Origin of the sequence: Hyphomicrobium sp. (assembly GCF_009026145.1) — a bacterium.
In the GTDB taxonomy this organism is placed as follows: Bacteria; Pseudomonadota; Alphaproteobacteria; order Rhizobiales; family Hyphomicrobiaceae; genus Hyphomicrobium_A.
This window is the reverse complement of record NZ_WBUE01000004.1, coordinates 72685-87673: the sequence shown is the minus strand read 5'-3', so window position 1 is coordinate 87673 and position 14989 is coordinate 72685. Positions and strand designations below refer to the sequence as shown.

Sequence of the window (14989 nt, the reverse complement as noted above, 5' to 3'; positions counted from 1 at the left end):
CCGCGCCTTCCAGCGCGGTGCCCGCAAATGCTTTAAGCTCATCCTGTGATATTGCGCCCGCGAAAATTCAAGGAACTCGAGAAAGCGCTGGGTCATCGCTTCAAGAACCAGCAGTTGGTCGAGGTCGCCTTGACGCACGCCAGCATGCGCGGCGGCAAGGCGCAGAAGAGCGATAACGAGCGCCTCGAGTTCATCGGCGACCGCGTCCTCGGCCTCGTCATCGCCGAGGCGCTGAGTGAGCGCTTTCCCTCCGCCAGCGAGGGCGAGCTCGCCCGTCGTTATAATCGCCTGGTGCGCGGCGAGGCCTGCGCCCGCGTCGCCCGCTCGATAGGATTGGGCCAGCACCTCATCCTTTCCGACAGCGAAGCCGGCAGCGGTGGCCGCGCCAAGGGCACCATTCTTGCCGATGCCATGGAGGCGATCCTCGGCGCCATCTTCCTCGATGCCGGCTTCGAGATCGCGCGTGCCGTCGTGCGCCGCCTGTGGGAAAGCCACGACGAGCAGCACCCGGCGAGCGCGGGTCCCGATGCCAAATCCGCCCTGCAGGAATGGGCGCAGGGCAAGGGCCTGGCGCTGCCCGAATACGTAGAGGTCAGTCGCAAGGGCCCCGACCATGCGCCGCGCTTCACCTCGGAGGTGCGCATCACCGGTTGCGCGCCGGCGCGCGGGGAGGGGGCCTCCAAGCGGGCTGCCGAGCAGGCGGCGGCGCGTGCGCTTCTGGAGCGCGAGGGTGTCGCGGGGGCGGAAGTGCATGAGTGAGCACGGCGACAACGACGGTCTTCCCGCGCCCGCACAGCAGCGTTGCGGCTTCATCGCCGTGATTGGCGCACCCAACGCCGGCAAGTCGACGCTGGTCAATGCGCTCGTCGGGGCCAAGGTGTCGATCGTCTCGCACAAGGTGCAGACGACGCGCGTTCCCGTCCGCGGCATCGCCAACGAAGGCGACAGCCAGCTCGTGTTCATCGACACGCCGGGGCTGTTTGCGCCCAAACGCCGGCTCGATACGGCGATGGTGGAGGCGGCCTGGGGCGGCGCGCGCGATGCCGACATCGTCGTCCTCGTCATCGACGCGGCGCGTGGGCTCGACGCGGAGGTCGAAGGCATCCTCGAAAAGCTCGAGGACGTGAAGCTTCCCCGCCTCGCCGTGCTCAACAAGGTCGACAAGCTCACCGACAAGGCCAAGCTGCTGGCGCTCGCCACCGACGTGCAGCAGCGGCTGGCGTTCGACAGCGTGTTCATGATCTCGGCCACGGACGGCGACGGGGTCGAGGACTTGAGGCGCTATCTCGCCGGGCGCATGCCGCCGGGACCGTGGCACTACCCGGCCGACGACCTCACCGACGCGCCGCTGCGCCTGCTCGCGGCCGAGATCACGCGCGAGAAGATCTTCCACCGCCTACACGACGAGCTGCCCTATGCCTCGACGGTCGAGACGACGTCGTGGACCGAGCGCAAGGACGGCTCGGTGCGCATCGAGCAGACGATCTTCGTCGCCCGCGACGGGCAGAAGGCGATCATGCTCGGCAAGGGCGGGCAAACCATCAAGCAGGTGTCGATGGACAGCCGCCGCGAGCTCAGCCAGATCCTCGAGCGCCCCGTGCACCTGTTCCTGTTCGTCAAGGTGCGCCAGAACTGGCAGGACGATCCCGAGCGCTACCGCGAAATGGGCCTCGAGCCGCCGAAGAAGTAGGGCGACGCTCGGCATTGTTCCCAAGGGAACACCTGCCGGCGTCGCATTTCGCGCCATGATCGATGGCCCGAATGGAGCCCGTTCATGAACGCCTCGCCGCCTCCCACCCAGCCACAGTCCAGGAGCCTAATTCGTACCGTCGCCGTGGCGGCCGTCATCGGGCTCATCCTGTTCGGGGCGCTCTGGTACACCATCTTCAGCGCCGTGACGGCGGCGCTGATCGCGGCCGGCGGCACCGGCGTGCTGGTGGTGGGAAGCACCGTCTGGGATACCTTCGAGACCCTGTTCGAAATGCTGGCCAACCTCATCCTGGGCATCCTGGCGGCCATAGGTGCCTTCTTCGCCGCCATCTTCTCTATCTTCAATTGATGCTTTGCATCGGCGCCTAACCTGCGGAATCCTAGCGGGCGGATTTCCGGCTTTGCCGGAGGGAAGCTCAATGCGCCGCCCTTATGTTCTCCTATCCCTTTGCCTCGCTATGCCTTTGGTGGCGGACCTGACGGTTGCGGCCGAGGACGTCGAGTGCACGCGCTACGTGGCGGCGGTCGGTAAGATTATCCGCGTACCCTGCGACGATAGCGGCTCGCCCGACCGGAAAGGCAGCGAATCCGAACCGGGGCCCACCGTACATCTGACACCGGCGGAGCTCGAGAAGGCAGCACCCTTGCGCAACCAGCTCGTGCAGCTCTCCGACGCCATCAAGTCGGCCGAAGGCGATGCAGCCTTTCGCGACAGCTACTGCACAGCCGTCGAGATGGCGTCGCTCGTTCGAAGCGCAAAGAACAGGCGCGAAAGAAAGAAGCTGTTCGATGAGACCATCGCCATGCAAGCTAGGCTCGGCGAGCGCGGCCGCCTGGTAAGTGCGGCGCTGACCAAGCCGGTTACGGACGCCCTGCTCGATACGCCCATCAACGAGGCGGGCGGCGACCCCCGTCTGCGCGATACGCCAGAGGGGCGAGCCTTCCTCCAGGCCCGCGGCCGGTTTCGATTGTCCTGTGCCTGCATGCGCGAAATGCGGGCGCCGGGGCGGATTCGGTGCTGCGACTCCTGCAGCCTCGACGTCCTCAAGACGCGCTTCTAGCGCCGCTCCGGTCCCCGCCGGCTTGACTTCAGGCCCCCGGCGCCGCATGTAACCGCTCCAACTTACGCTGCATTGGTAGGCAGCGAGTGAGAGGAGAGAGGCGATGGCCGACGCGGCCCCCGATTCCAAGCAAATCACCCTGACATTCCCCGACGGTGCCACGCGCAAGATCGAGCGCGGCACGACCGGCATGAGCGTCGCCAAGGCGATCTCGCCGTCGCTGGCCAAGCGCACCGTCGCCATGAGCCTAGACGGCAAGCTCGCCGATCTCGCCGATCCCATCACCGAGGACGCGACGATCAAGTTCGTGGCCCGCACCGACCCGGAAGCCCTGGAGCTGATCCGGCACGACGCCGCGCACGTCATGGCGGAAGCGGTGCAGGCGCTGTGGCCGAAGACGCAGGTGACGATCGGCCCCGTCATCGAGAACGGCTTCTATTACGACTTTGCCAAGCAGGAGCCGTTCCATCCCGACGATCTCGCCAAGATCGAAAAGAAGATGGGCGAGATCATTGCCAAGAACGCGCCCTTCACCAAGGAGGTGTGGAGCCGCAACAAGGCGAAGGAGTTCTTCCGCGAGCGGGGTGAGAACTTCAAGGTCGAGCTGGTCGACGCCATCCCCGAGGATCAGGACGTCAAGATCTACAAGCAGGGCGAATGGCTCGACCTCTGCCGCGGCCCGCACATGGCCTCGACGGGGCAGGTCGGCAAGGCGTTCAAGCTGCAGAAGATCGCCGGCGCCTATTGGCGCGGCGACCCGAACCGCCCGATGCTGCAGCGGATCTACGGCACGGCATGGGCCAGCGAGGACGAGCTCAAGGACTACCTGCACCGGCTCGAGGAAGCCGAGAAGCGCGATCACCGCAAGCTCGGGCGCGAGATGGACCTCTTTCATTTCCAGGAGGAGGCGCCGGGCTCGGTATTCTGGCACGCCAAGGGTTGGACGCTGTTCCAGACGCTCATCGCCTACATGCGCCGCCGGCTCGCGGCCGCCGGGTACAACGAGGTCAACTCGCCCGACATGATGGAGAAGAGCTTCTGGGAAGTCTCCGGGCACTGGGAGAACTACCGGGAGATGATGTTCGTCACCGAGCTTCCCGACGAGCGCACCTTCTGCTGCAAGCCGATGAACTGTCCCGGCCACGTGCAGATCTTCAAGCACGGCCTCAAGAGCTACCGCGACCTGCCTTTAAAGCTCGGCGAGTTCGGCAAGGTGCACCGCTACGAGCCGTCGGGCGCCATGCACGGGCTTCTTCGCGTGCGCCATTTCACCCAGGACGACGCGCACATCTTTATCACCGAGGAGCAGCTCGAGGAGCAGTGCCTGGAGGTGAACGACCTCTTGCTGTCGATCTACGAGGACTTCGGCTTCAAGGACATCGTCGTCAAGCTGTCGACGCGGCCTGAAAAGCGCGTCGGCACCGACGAGCAGTGGGACCACGCCGAGGCCATCATGGCCAAGGTACTCAAGGAGATCGAGAAGCGCGGCAAGGGCCGCATCAAGACGTCGATCAACCCCGGCGAGGGCGCCTTCTACGGGCCGAAGTTCGAGTACGTCCTGAAGGATGCCATTGGCCGCGACTGGCAGTGCGGCACGACGCAGGTCGACTTCAATCTGCCGGGCCGCTTAGGCGCCTTCTACATCGACGAGCACTCGGAGAAGAAGACGCCGGTGATGATCCACCGCGCCATCTTCGGCTCGCTCGAACGCTTCACTGGCGTGCTGATTGAGAACTTCGCCGGTCATTTCCCGCTGTGGCTGTCGCCCTTGCAGATCGTGGTGGCGACCATCGTGTCGGACGCCGACGATTATGCGCTGCAAGTGGCCGAGCAACTGCGTGCGGCGGGCCTGCGCGTCGATGTCGACCTCAGGAATGAGAAGATCAACTACAAGGTGCGCGAGCACTCGCTCGCCAAGGTGCCGGTGATGCTGGTGGTCGGCAAGCGCGAGGCGGAGGAGGGCAAGGTGTCCATGCGCCGCCTCGGCAGCCAAGACCAGAAGGTGATGCCGCTCGCCGAGGCCATCGCGAGCTTGTGCGAGGAGGCGACTCCGCCCGACCTGAAACGCGCGGCGGGCGTGGTCGATAAGGCGGCTTGAGCATCCGACCTATCATCCCGGGGTTTGTCCCCGGGATCCATTATCCGCTTGCTCCTAATTGAGAGGCAGCATGGATCCCGGCAACAAGTGCCGGGATGACGATGGAACGGAGGACAGTATGTACCTCCGTCATGCCGGGTGGGCCTCAGTAGGTCGAGACGTACAGGATCGCCATGATCACGCAGATGACCGCGAACTGGGTGGCTACGCGTGCGCGCATGAAGCTCTCACTGTCATCCTCACTGTGCCCGGCAACGACATTCCAGATTCCAAGTGCCAGGCCGAGGATGATCGCGCCCGCAAGTATGATCGCGGCAAACGGAGCGAAGCTTTGCACGATCTCCCAGGGGTGCCTGGTGAACGCTCCTGAAAGGCGCTCGGTCAGACGGTCGAAGCCTAAATAGATTGCTATCGCGGCAAATGCCGCGATGACGCCGGTAATGCTGAGCGCAAGGACATAGCGCACGTTGTGACCCGTGACACCGCCACGGGCCTCATCGTCGGAGATTACGAGGTGGTGCGATTTATCATAGTAAGCAGCCATGACATGGGTTCCTTTCCAAAGGCCCACTGATCAGGCGCGGATCGGTACTGGGTAGCCGACCCGGTCGAGCCGGGACTTTCTCGGCTCACGAGTTATATGGGGTCGAGAATCTCTGCCCGATAGCCTCTCACCCGGCGCATATTTTACGGGCTCGTGCGAGCGAACGTGGCCATGCTGTCAGGAAATAAAGCTTAGCGCCCAGTGAACTTGATGCCGGAGGCGATCTCGGCGATCGGATCGATGCCGGAGAACGGGTTACGGCCGCCGCAGCCGACCTGCACCGACTGCAGAAGATAGGTGCGGGGGCCGACCTTCACACAGGCGACGACGCCCTGCGGCGTCGCATTGCGGCACATCGTATGCGCGGCGAAACGCTCGCCATTGACGCCCGCGATCGATATCTGGACCGGCAACAAAGCTGTGGTGTCATAGGCGCCGAACTGCAGCGCACGCCGCGCCAGCGCAATACACGGCGCGTCGTCGCGGACGAGGTGCAGCTCCACGGGGTCGAGCGTGCGCGCGGCCTCTCCTTGCGGCGCAAAGTGAATGCTGTTGATCGATGCGGACGCCTGCCAGCGGGTGCCGTCGAAGCGAACGCTAGCATCCGCCAACCGCACGCTGGTATGGACCGCGAATGCTGCCGAAACCGAGGCGCTCAGAAGCAGTCCTGTGGCCGAGGCCCGCATCATGGGCGCTTTGCCCGCCGTGGTTTGGCCGGCAACGCGTGCGCCCAGGCCATTTCCAGCGCGGCGCGCAGGTCTGCGGTGCTTGCCTTGGCCAGTGTCAACGTCGTCCAGCCCTGCCTGCCCCAGGCGTTCGGCACCGGGGCGAACACCTCCGGCGCCAGCATGCATTTGAACTCCTGCTCGTCGGGCGTCGGCTTGAGGTTGGCACTTTTGCCGTCGGCGGCGAGCGTGGCGTAGATGCGCTTCAGCCTGAAGGCGGCGCGGTCGAAGTGCGGCGCTTCGCTTGTCCCTTCGAGCGACAGCGCGACGCGCCGCACGTCACGGGCCGTCGCCATCCTGTCTCCTCACAAGTTGCGCGCCAGACTGCGCGGCCGCTCATAGAGGCCGTTTGCGTCAACATGTGGAGCGCCGGCATCGTCCCGACGCCGAGCCGGCTCTCAGGCCGCGCGGCGCAACGGCAGCTGCAACTGCCTCGGCCGCGGCTTCGCCGTTGGCGCAGCACGAGTGCTGCGCCGACGCCGGGGAGGTGCGCTAATCTTTACTGCGACAACCTCTTGGGGCCGCGCGGGTGGTTGCTGCACGCGCCCGATGTCGGTGCGCCTGAAGCAGCAGACAACGCCGGAGAGGATGAATACCGTGAAAGCAGCTGTGTGCAAGCCTTCCGCGAGCGACATCAGCTCGATCTGACCGATCAATAACCCGATCATAGACGCCTCCGATTATTCTTAGTTTGCTCTAATCTTAGGCAAAATTTGCTAAAAAAGACTGTAGTCGGAGGAGTTTCCCGGATCGCGGCTACAGACGGGAGAGCGTGGCTGGATCGGGCGTGCCGGCGAAGTACTTATCCAACGCGGCGCGGAAATCGGCGTTGTCGGGCGCCGACTCGGCGAACAGCGTCATCGAGGAGTGAAACTTCATGTCGTCGGGGCTGCCGAAGATGTCGCGGATCGAGCGACCCTCGATGGCATTTACAAGTCGCGTGCATTCCTTGAGCCGCGGCCCCAGCACGGGATGGGCGAGATAGGCTGCGGCCTCGGCCAGCGAGGTGATGGCGTAGCGCTGAGCCATGGGGCTCGCACCGAGCCCCGCGATCTGCGGAAATACGAACCACATCCAGTGGCTGCGCTTGTGCCCGCCGGCAAGCTCGCCCAGCACGCGCGTGTAGACCGGCGCCTGTGCCTCAACGAAGCGCCGCAGATTGAATGGATCGTCGACGGGCATGATGCCCTAAATTACCACAGCCCGGGAATGAGCCGGTGGCGGACGCGCTCAGCGTAGGCGGCATAGCCGTCAAGCTCGCGCGCCAGCGTTTCCTCCTCCCACACGGCGCGCAGTCCGAACAGCCCGATGATGACGATCGCGATGGCAACTGCGTACCAGGAGCCGAGCAGGAGTGCGAAGCCGAGGAAATAGAAGATCGCACCGGCATACATCGGGTGGCGCACGTAGGCGTACGGCCCCGTGGAGATCACCCGGTGGCCGCGCTCGCTCTGGATGCGCACTACGGCCGTGGCATAGGAGTTCGTCTCCATGACGACGTGGAACGTGTAGAGCCCGAAGGCGAGGGCGAGCGCGCCGATCGCTTCCAGCCATAGCGGCATCTGCGAGTTCTGCAGGCGAACGGCATCAACTCCGGCGACGATAGGGATGGCCATGCACAGCGCGAAGATCCCGCCGAGCAGGGCCTTGTCCCACGGCTTCTGACCCTTCTGGATCGGCCCGCGCATGCGCTCGCGCAACAGCTGCGGGTCGTGGCGGGCGATGAGAATCCCCGAGGCGAGCCCCAGCACGGCGCTCTCGATCAGCAGCACCCAGGCTTGTGGCCAGTGGATAGTGCCCGCCGACACGAACAGGATGGCGCCGAGCACTGCGAGCCAAATGCTAGTGTGCAGGATGAGGCGCCGGATCAGGGGATCGTGCAACGCTATGGCCATGGCGCTACCTTAAGCGCTCAGAATGCCCCGCCCAGCGCACTGCCGACCATATCGACGATGGTGGCCGGCTGTTTCTGCCGCCGCTGCCGCGCTACCGGCGCTGGCGCGAAGTTACTCGGGTCCGAGGCTTCGACCGGTGCCAGGTGATCTCGCCCGACGTCGATCTGGTCCCATTTGCCATCGAGGGCGAGCGAGATGCGCTTCTCGTGGCCGTAGATGTCGCCGAAAGTGCGCAACTTGTCATCCTCGTCCACCCACGCCGTGAAGTAGACGAGGTGCATGGGAATCTTCTTCTCGATGACGATCTCGTTGTTACGGGGACCATCGCGCATCGCCGCTTGCACCTTCTCTGCGTCCCAACCCTTGTCCTCGGCCAGCACCAGTTCGGCCATGCGCATTGGGTTGCGCAGTCGCAGGCAGCCGTGGCTCAACGTACGCGTGCTTTGCGCGAACATCCACTTGTCGACCGTATCGTGCATGAAGATTGTGTGCTGGCTGGGGAACGTGAACTTGACCACCCCCATCACGTTCTTGCGCCCGGGCGGCTGCACCACCTCGTAGTCGAGAAGGTTGGCCGTGTTCCAGTCGATGCTCTGATAATCGAGCGGCCGGCCATCCTTGGTCTCCAGCTCGAGGTCGTACTGGCGGAACATGCTGCCGCCGCGCCGCAGGTTGGGTTGCAGCTCTCTCGCCTTGATCGAGTCCGGCACACGCCACATTGGCTTGAACACGATCGTCTTCAAAGGACGGGAGAAGATCGATGTCTGCTTGCCCGTCTCGCCGACGACGATGCGCTCGGAATGGATCGGGGCGCCGTCCCTGACGAGATAGACCATGAACTCGGGCACATTGGCCATGACGTGGACCTGCCCGAGATCATCGGGCATCCAGCGCCATTGCTCCATGTTGGCGAGTATCTTCCGGCCCAGCGGCTTGTTGCGGTTGGCAAGATAGACTTGGCGCAGCTTCTCGAACTGCGGCTGCTTGGGGTGCAGAGCGCGCAGGTATGCATCGGGCTCGCCCGCATCGACGACCCCGTTGATGATGATTTCCGGATCGATGAGCTGCGGCTTGCGGTCGAGATTGGAGTTGAGCAGGATCGACGGCTCGGTGATGCGGCCACCGCGCGCATGGCGCGCGTACTTCAGCAGCGCCAGCGAGATCTCCACGTCGGCCTTGCCGATGGTCTCGGAGTCGAGCTGCGCGGCCGGCGGGATTTCCGGTAGCGCGAAATCCCCGGCGTCGAGGCCCCAGTCGTTGGCCCTCAATATCTCCGCGCCGAGCGCGGCGCCTTTGTCGGTGAGACCCGCTTCGCTCAGCCACAGGGGCGCGTCGCGGCGTGAGGCGTAGAAATCCGAGAGAACAGCGTGCTCCTTCAATTCCTGCGCTGAGCCGTCGGTTGGCAGGCCGTTGAGCTTGGAGCGCACGGCGCTGGCCACGGGATTGGCATCCGGCGGCGGCGCCATGGGCGGCGTGATGGCCGGGTCGGTGGCGACCGGGGCATCGGAGGCCGGCGCGGCGGCTCCGGCGCGTCCGGCAGAGATCAGCGCCAGGACGACGGCGAGCGTTAGAATCGTTGGTCGAATCATTCCCCCTCCGAGGCGCGGGAGGCTAACCGAGCCAGGCCTTTCTGGCCAGCGTGGGGCAGCCGGTGTGGGGCTGGGGGCTCACCTGCGTGGCCGGGCGGGTACGGTTTTGACACAGATGTCTGAAACCATTGGCACGGGTCCTATGCCGTTCGAGCCCCTGAGGGTGGCGCGCGTGAAATTCCCTGAGCTGTCCTATGCCAATGCCGACGACCCCCCGTTGAAGCGCGGGCTCATCCGCATGCTCGAGCGGATGGCGGGGCGCGACTACTTCGCGCCGCTCTACGCTCAGTGGCGATCGGATGCATGCATCGGGCGCGAGCAGGCCATTCGCCCCATGCTCGGGCTGATCGATGTCGAGCTGGAGATCATCGCACGCCAGTGGCCGCCCCTGATCCCGCCCGACAGCCCGCTCGTCCTCGTCGCCAACCACCCCTTCGGCATTCTCGACGGCATCGGGGCGATGACATTGGCCGAGGATCTCGGGCGGCCGTTCAAGGTGCTGATCAACATGGAGCTGATGAAGGTGCCCGAGCTCGGCCCCTTCTCGCTGCCCATCGACTTCCGCGACACGCCGGCGGCGCTGGAACGAAACCTTGCGACGCGCAACGAGGCGATCCGGCTGCTACGCGAAGGCACGACCATTATCGTATTCCCCGCCGGCGGCGTGGCCACGGCGACCTATCCATTCGGCCGGGCGGTGGAGCTGGCGTGGAAGCTGTTTACCGCGCGCATGGTGCAGGCCGCACGTGCCTCGGTTCTCCCGGTGCATTTCGAGGGCCAGTGCGGTCCGCTGTTCCACCTCGCCTCGCAGGTGAGCATGACCTTGAGGCTGTCGCTGCTCGTCCACGAGTTCCGGCGCAGTGTCGGCAGTCGGCTCATCGCCCGCGTCGGCGACGTAGTCTCCTTCGAGGCGCTGCGGCACGGCACGGATCGCCGCGCCCTGATCGCCGAGCTGTACGATCTCGTGCACGCGCTCGCGGCGCAACCTCAGCGGCCGCGGTAGGGCGGCACGCCCTGGTCGGGCAGCCACACGCCCTCCGGCGCCGGCCCCGTCTGCCAGAACACGTCGATGGGCATGCCGCCGCGCGGGAACCAGTAGCCGCCGATGCGTAAAAAGTGCGGCTCGAGCAATGCCATGAGGCGCTTGGCGATGGCCACCGTGCAGTCCTCGTGGAAGGCGCCGTGGTTGCGGAACGAGGCGAGGTAGAGCTTCAGCGACTTGGATTCGACCAGCCAGTCGCGCGGCATGTAGTCGATGACGAAATGGGCGAAGTCCGGCTGGCCGGTCACTGGGCACAGGCAGGTGAACTCGGGTGCCGCGAAGCGGGCGACATAGCGCACATCGGGGTGCGGGTTCGGCACGCGCTCGAGCGTAGCCTCATCCGGGCTCTGCGGCAGCTTGGTGGCGTGCCCGAGGATGGTGACGGTGGTGTCCTTCTGACCCATGGGTTCACTCCGCGGCGAGACGCGACGGTCCGGGCTTCTCGTTGTCCGGCCCCGCGTAGATGGCGCCCTCGTGACAGCTGTCGCGTGCGATCTCGATCTGGGCGAGGCCCGGCACGAGGTTCTGCAGCCGGTTCCATAGCCACATGGCGATGCGCTCCAGCGTCGGCGCTTCGAGCCCCTCGACTTCGTTCAAGAGGCGATGGTCGAGGGTCTCCTGCGCTTCCGACATGACGCGGGCCAGCTCGTCGAAGTGGAAGACGTAGCCGGTGTCGGCGCCGGGCATGCCCTCGATGGTGACGCGGGCGCGGAACGAATGCCCGTGCACGCGCGCGTTGGGCGACCCGGGCAGGGCGCTGGGCAGAAAGTGAGCGGCCTCGAACTGGAACTCTTTGTAGATGCGCATGCCGGTCTCTAAGCGATTTTGTGCAGCACTTCCAGTGCCTCTGGCGCCCTAAGTCTCCCTCCCCATCAAGGGGGAAGGAGATCCACCTCGGCAGCGCTCAAGGAATACCGAGCAGCTTGTGGGTCTGCAGCGACAGCCGCCAGGCGGGATGCGCCTTGCAGTAGGCGACGGCGCGCGCCGTATTCTCCTTAACATCCGGGCCGTCCATCGGCTGCAGATAGCGGTGCGTGAACGCCAGCCCCTCGACTTGCTCGGGGTCGAGCCCCGGCTGCGGGAAGACGAGCTTCAACTCATCGCCGGTGCGTTGCCTGAGGTCAGCTCCGGCCTTCGGGCTCACGCAGATCCAGTCGATGGTGCGCGGCACCGGCAGGGTGCCGTTGGTCTCGATGGCGATGGTAAAGCCACGCGCGTGCAGTGCATCGATCAACTCGGCGTCGACCTGCAGCATGGGCTCGCCGCCGGTCAGCACGACGAAGTTTGCTCCGGCATCACCCGCCGCCTTCGCGCAGGTGTCGGCGAGGTCGGTGGCGGTGGCAAACTTGCCACCGCCTTCAGCGTCGGTGCCGACGAAATCGGTGTCGCAGAATTGGCACTCAGCCTTGCCGCGATCCTCCTCGCGACCCGACCACAGATTGCAGCCGGCAAAGCGGCAGAAGACGGCGGCGCGTCCCGCGTTCGCACCCTCGCCCTGCAGCGTGTAAAAGATCTCCTTCACGGCGTACATGCGGGCATCCCTAATCGCCCGGGAGCCGGCATTCAAGGTCAGGGGACCCTAGCGCGGCATCTCGGCGGGTAGGGCAGGCCCGGATCCGGCGCCGGTGCGCTCGATGGTGGCGGCGATTTCGTCGAGATCGGCCTGGCGCAGGTGCAGGGTCGCCGCATCGATCCAGCCGTCAACTTGGGCCGGCTCGCGGGCGCCGACGATGGCGCCGCTGACCCCCGGCCAGGCGAGCGTCCAGGCGATCGCGGCGGCAGCGGCCGATGTGCCGTGGCGCTTGCCGACGGCCTGCATCGTCTCGGCCAGCTCGAGGTTGGCTTTTAGCTTATCGCCCGTGAACTCGGCGTTGCGCGAGCGCCAGTCGTTGGCCGGCAGCGTCTTCGCCCGCGCGGCCGTGAAGGCGCCGGTGAGCAGGCCAGCCTGCATCGGGCTGTAGACGATGACGCCGGTGTCGTGCCGCACGCACCAGGGTAGCTCGGCGGCGGCGAACTCGCGGCGGATGGCCGAGAAGGGTGGCTGCAGGGTGTCGACATGGCCGATCTTCTCGGCTGCCTCCAGCTGTGCGACGTTGTGATTGGAGAGGCCGATGGCGCGCACCTTACCTTCGGCCTTGAGGTCGAGCAGCGCCTGCCAGTACTCCTCGATCGGTGTGCCATCCCTGGCCGGCCAGTGCATCTGATAGAGGTCGATGCGGTCGACGCCGAGCCGCTTCAGGGAGGCCTCGAGCTCGAAGCGGATGCTTTTCGGGTCGCCGACGTTGTGCGGCGGCGCCATGCGATCGGCTTCGTCCCAGCGCAACCCGCATTTGGTGAACACCAACGGGCGCTGCGAGACCGGAATGTCCATCAGCGCCCTGCGCACGATCTCCTCCGAGTGCCCTAGCCCGTAGATCGCCGCTGTGTCGATCCAATTGACGCCGCGCTCGACCGCATGGCGGATGGCGGCGATCGACTGCTTGTCGTCTTGGCTGCCCCAGCCTACAGCCCAATCGCCGCCGCCGATGGCCCAGGCGCCGAGCCCGACGGGCGTGATGAGCATGTCGGTGCGGCCGAGGCGGCGCTTCGGCAGCGCCGTCTTGCCGGCCTGTTTGTCGGCCTGACAAAGGGACATGGGGTTCTCCTTCTGCGGGCGCGCAAAGCGCACCAAATCACCGCCGCGCCAACGCGCGTGCGGTTCTCGAAGACCTAAGTTCCGTCTAGGGCGCGTGCTTCTCGCGCGTCGCCTCGTAGAGGAACCATACGCGCCGCTCGCTCTCGTCGATCCAGTTCTCGATCAGGCTGGCGGTGGCCACGTCCTCGTGCTCGTCGCACAAATCGTGCGCCTCGCGCAGACGTCCGACCAGATCCTTGTTGTCGTCGCGCAGCTCGGCCAGCATGTCCTGCGGCGTCACGTAGTCGGCGTCGTTGTCCTCGACGTGCTGCAGGCGCGAGATATGGCCGATGGAGCGCAGTGTCGTGCCGCCGATCTTGCGCACCCGCTCGGCGAGGGCATCGGTCATGGCGAAGATCTGGTCGCCGTGCTCGTCGAGCAGCAGGTGATAGTCGCGGAAGTGCGGGCCGCTGACGTGCCAGTGAAAGTTCTTGGTCTTGAGATAGAGCGCGAAGGTGTCAGCGAGCAGCGCGTTGAGCGCGCCGGACAGATCGCGAATGGCATTGGAATCGTAGACGCTCGGTGTCTGCAGCGGCGCCTTGCGGCGCGTGGCAGCCTTGCTCATATCGCCCATGGGGATTCTCCTCGGCCTTCAGTGCCGCGAGTATATGCGACCACTGATATGCGAACGCACACACAAGGTTGCGAGCCGACTAATGGCGAGTTGACGTGCGCCGTTTGACGCACGCGCCAAAAGAACTTTTCGGAAACTATTTTGTGAGCAAGGCGCGGATGGCGGCAAGCTCGGCGTTCGAATCAATAAACTCTCCGTGAGAATGCGACGTGCGGCGGTACCAATAGCGGCTGTTGCTATGATCGCCTTCGATTTTGTGCAGCACGGCGTGCAGCCAGTCGGCAGCCGCATCACCCTCGTGGCGCTGGGCAATGTTGTGCGCGGCTTCCCAGTCGCCGGCGATGGCAGCGTCCACGGCGCGGATCAGCTCTTCTTCGCGGCTTGCCATTTCTCCCATCCTTTGGCGCGCAGCGCGCAGGCCGGACAGTGCCCGCACCCGTATCCCCAGTCGTGACGGCGGGAGCGAACGTCGAGATAGCAGGTGTGCGAGTCTTCGACGATGAGCTCGACCAGCGCTGCGCCGCCAAGCTCGGCTGCGAGCGCCCAGGTGCCGGCCTTGTCGATCCACATCAGCGGCGTCTCGATGATGAAATCGGCATCGGTGCCCAGCGAGATCGCTTTGGCCAACGTCTGCAGCGTGTCGTTGCGGCAGTCGGGGTAGCCGGAGAAATCGGTCTCGCACATGCCGCCGACCAGCGTGCGCATGCCGCGCCGGTAGGCGAGGGCGGCGGCATAGGTGAAGAAGAGGAGGTTGCGGCCCGGTACGAACGTGGAGGGCAGCCCCGTCTCGGTCATCACGATCTCGGCATCACGCGTCAGCGCCGTATCGCTCAGGCGCCCCAGCTCGGGAAGCTCGAGCATGTGGTCGTGCCCGAGCCGCTGGTGCCATTCCGGCTTCAGGTTGGCGAGGCCGGCGCGCAACTTGTCGCGTTGCCCCAGCTCGGCCGCGTGGCGCTGCCCGTAGCTGAAGCCGACCGTCTCGACGCGCGCATAGCGCTCGAGCGCCCAGGCGAGGCAAACAGTCGAATCCTGGCCGCCGGAAAACAGGACCAATGCCGCGTCGCCATTCATTGCCGC

Annotated in this window: 19 protein-coding genes; 6 read left to right on the top strand and 13 right to left on the bottom strand. The window is 65.5% G+C overall.

Features of this window, described 5'->3' with window-relative positions:
* The first annotated feature begins 45 nt into the window (after positions 1-45).
* From rnc to thrS, 5 genes are all read left to right on the top strand, one after another.
* Positions 46-759 (top strand): ribonuclease III, encoded by a 714-nt coding sequence (rnc, locus tag F9K20_RS05030; protein WP_290998079.1) that lies wholly within the window; start codon positions 46-48, stop codon positions 757-759.
* A complete protein-coding gene (gene era / locus F9K20_RS05025) occupies positions 752-1690 on the top strand; it encodes a GTPase Era (RefSeq protein WP_290998075.1) in 939 nt (312 codons plus the stop codon). The genes rnc and era overlap by 8 nt, the downstream gene beginning before the upstream one ends.
* Positions 1691-1774: 84 nt before the next feature.
* Entirely contained in the window at positions 1775-2059 is a 285-nt protein-coding gene (locus F9K20_RS05020) for a hypothetical protein (RefSeq protein ID WP_290998074.1), read from the top strand.
* 70 nt (positions 2060-2129) lie between these two features.
* On the top strand, positions 2130-2771 hold the full coding sequence (locus tag F9K20_RS05015) for a hypothetical protein (RefSeq protein WP_290998071.1): 642 nt from the start codon (positions 2130-2132) through the stop codon (positions 2769-2771).
* Positions 2772-2874: 103 nt separating this feature from the next.
* Positions 2875-4869, top strand: coding sequence for a threonine--tRNA ligase (gene thrS / locus F9K20_RS05010; protein WP_290998068.1), 1995 nt, complete (start codon positions 2875-2877; stop codon positions 4867-4869).
* Positions 4870-5014: 145 nt separating this feature from the next.
* On the opposite strand, the gene F9K20_RS05005 is transcribed toward thrS, so the two are convergent.
* The 6 genes from F9K20_RS05005 to F9K20_RS04980 all read right to left on the bottom strand — a co-directional run bounded on the left by F9K20_RS05005 (position 5015) and on the right by F9K20_RS04980 (position 9622).
* Positions 5015-5413, bottom strand: coding sequence for an HIG1 domain-containing protein (locus F9K20_RS05005; RefSeq protein ID WP_290998066.1), 399 nt, complete (start codon positions 5411-5413; stop codon positions 5015-5017).
* Between the two features lie 191 nt (positions 5414-5604).
* Positions 5605-6102: a hypothetical protein gene (locus tag F9K20_RS05000; protein WP_290998063.1), complete on the bottom strand. Its 498-nt coding sequence runs from the start codon at positions 6100-6102 to the stop codon at positions 5605-5607.
* Positions 6099-6434: an MmcQ/YjbR family DNA-binding protein gene (locus F9K20_RS04995; protein WP_290998060.1), complete on the bottom strand. Its 336-nt coding sequence runs from the start codon at positions 6432-6434 to the stop codon at positions 6099-6101. The genes F9K20_RS05000 and F9K20_RS04995 overlap by 4 nt, the downstream gene beginning before the upstream one ends.
* A gap of 460 nt (positions 6435-6894) precedes the next feature.
* Entirely contained in the window at positions 6895-7320 is a 426-nt protein-coding gene (locus tag F9K20_RS04990) for a DUF1810 domain-containing protein (RefSeq protein ID WP_290998058.1), read from the bottom strand.
* Between the two features lie 11 nt (positions 7321-7331).
* Positions 7332-8033 carry an isoprenylcysteine carboxylmethyltransferase family protein gene (locus F9K20_RS04985; protein ID WP_290998056.1) on the bottom strand — a complete coding sequence of 234 codons (702 nt, stop codon included), beginning with the start codon at positions 8031-8033 and terminating at the stop codon, positions 7332-7334.
* Positions 8034-8050: 17 nt separating this feature from the next.
* Positions 8051-9622, bottom strand: coding sequence for a L,D-transpeptidase family protein (locus F9K20_RS04980; protein ID WP_290998054.1), 1572 nt, complete (start codon positions 9620-9622; stop codon positions 8051-8053).
* A 115-nt stretch (positions 9623-9737) separates the two neighbouring features.
* Between F9K20_RS04980 and F9K20_RS04975 the strand changes: the two genes are divergently transcribed.
* Positions 9738-10625 (top strand): 1-acyl-sn-glycerol-3-phosphate acyltransferase, encoded by an 888-nt coding sequence (locus tag F9K20_RS04975; RefSeq protein WP_367115915.1) that lies wholly within the window; start codon positions 9738-9740, stop codon positions 10623-10625.
* Here F9K20_RS04975 and queF read toward each other — a convergent pair.
* The 7 genes from queF to queC form a co-directional block, all read right to left on the bottom strand.
* The gene (gene queF / locus F9K20_RS04970; RefSeq protein WP_290998052.1) at positions 10610-11068 is read right to left on the bottom strand and encodes a preQ(1) synthase; all 459 of its coding nucleotides are present in this window, start codon (positions 11066-11068) and stop codon (positions 10610-10612) included. The genes F9K20_RS04975 and queF overlap by 16 nt on opposite strands.
* A gap of 4 nt (positions 11069-11072) precedes the next feature.
* Entirely contained in the window at positions 11073-11471 is a 399-nt protein-coding gene (locus F9K20_RS04965) for a 6-carboxytetrahydropterin synthase (RefSeq protein WP_290998050.1), read from the bottom strand.
* A 97-nt stretch (positions 11472-11568) separates the two neighbouring features.
* Complete coding sequence (gene queE, locus F9K20_RS04960) at positions 11569-12195, bottom strand: 7-carboxy-7-deazaguanine synthase (RefSeq protein ID WP_290998047.1); 627 nt, start codon at positions 12193-12195, stop codon at positions 11569-11571.
* 48 nt (positions 12196-12243) lie between these two features.
* Positions 12244-13299 (bottom strand): aldo/keto reductase, encoded by a 1056-nt coding sequence (locus F9K20_RS04955; RefSeq protein ID WP_290998044.1) that lies wholly within the window; start codon positions 13297-13299, stop codon positions 12244-12246.
* A gap of 85 nt (positions 13300-13384) precedes the next feature.
* Positions 13385-13903 carry a DNA starvation/stationary phase protection protein gene (locus F9K20_RS04950; RefSeq protein WP_290998468.1) on the bottom strand — a complete coding sequence of 173 codons (519 nt, stop codon included), beginning with the start codon at positions 13901-13903 and terminating at the stop codon, positions 13385-13387.
* A gap of 145 nt (positions 13904-14048) precedes the next feature.
* Complete coding sequence (locus F9K20_RS04945; protein WP_290998040.1) at positions 14049-14300, bottom strand: hypothetical protein; 252 nt, start codon at positions 14298-14300, stop codon at positions 14049-14051.
* On the bottom strand, positions 14276-14983 hold the full coding sequence (gene queC / locus F9K20_RS04940; RefSeq protein ID WP_290998038.1) for a 7-cyano-7-deazaguanine synthase QueC: 708 nt from the start codon (positions 14981-14983) through the stop codon (positions 14276-14278). The genes F9K20_RS04945 and queC overlap by 25 nt, the downstream gene beginning before the upstream one ends.
* Positions 14984-14989 lie beyond the last annotated feature (6 nt).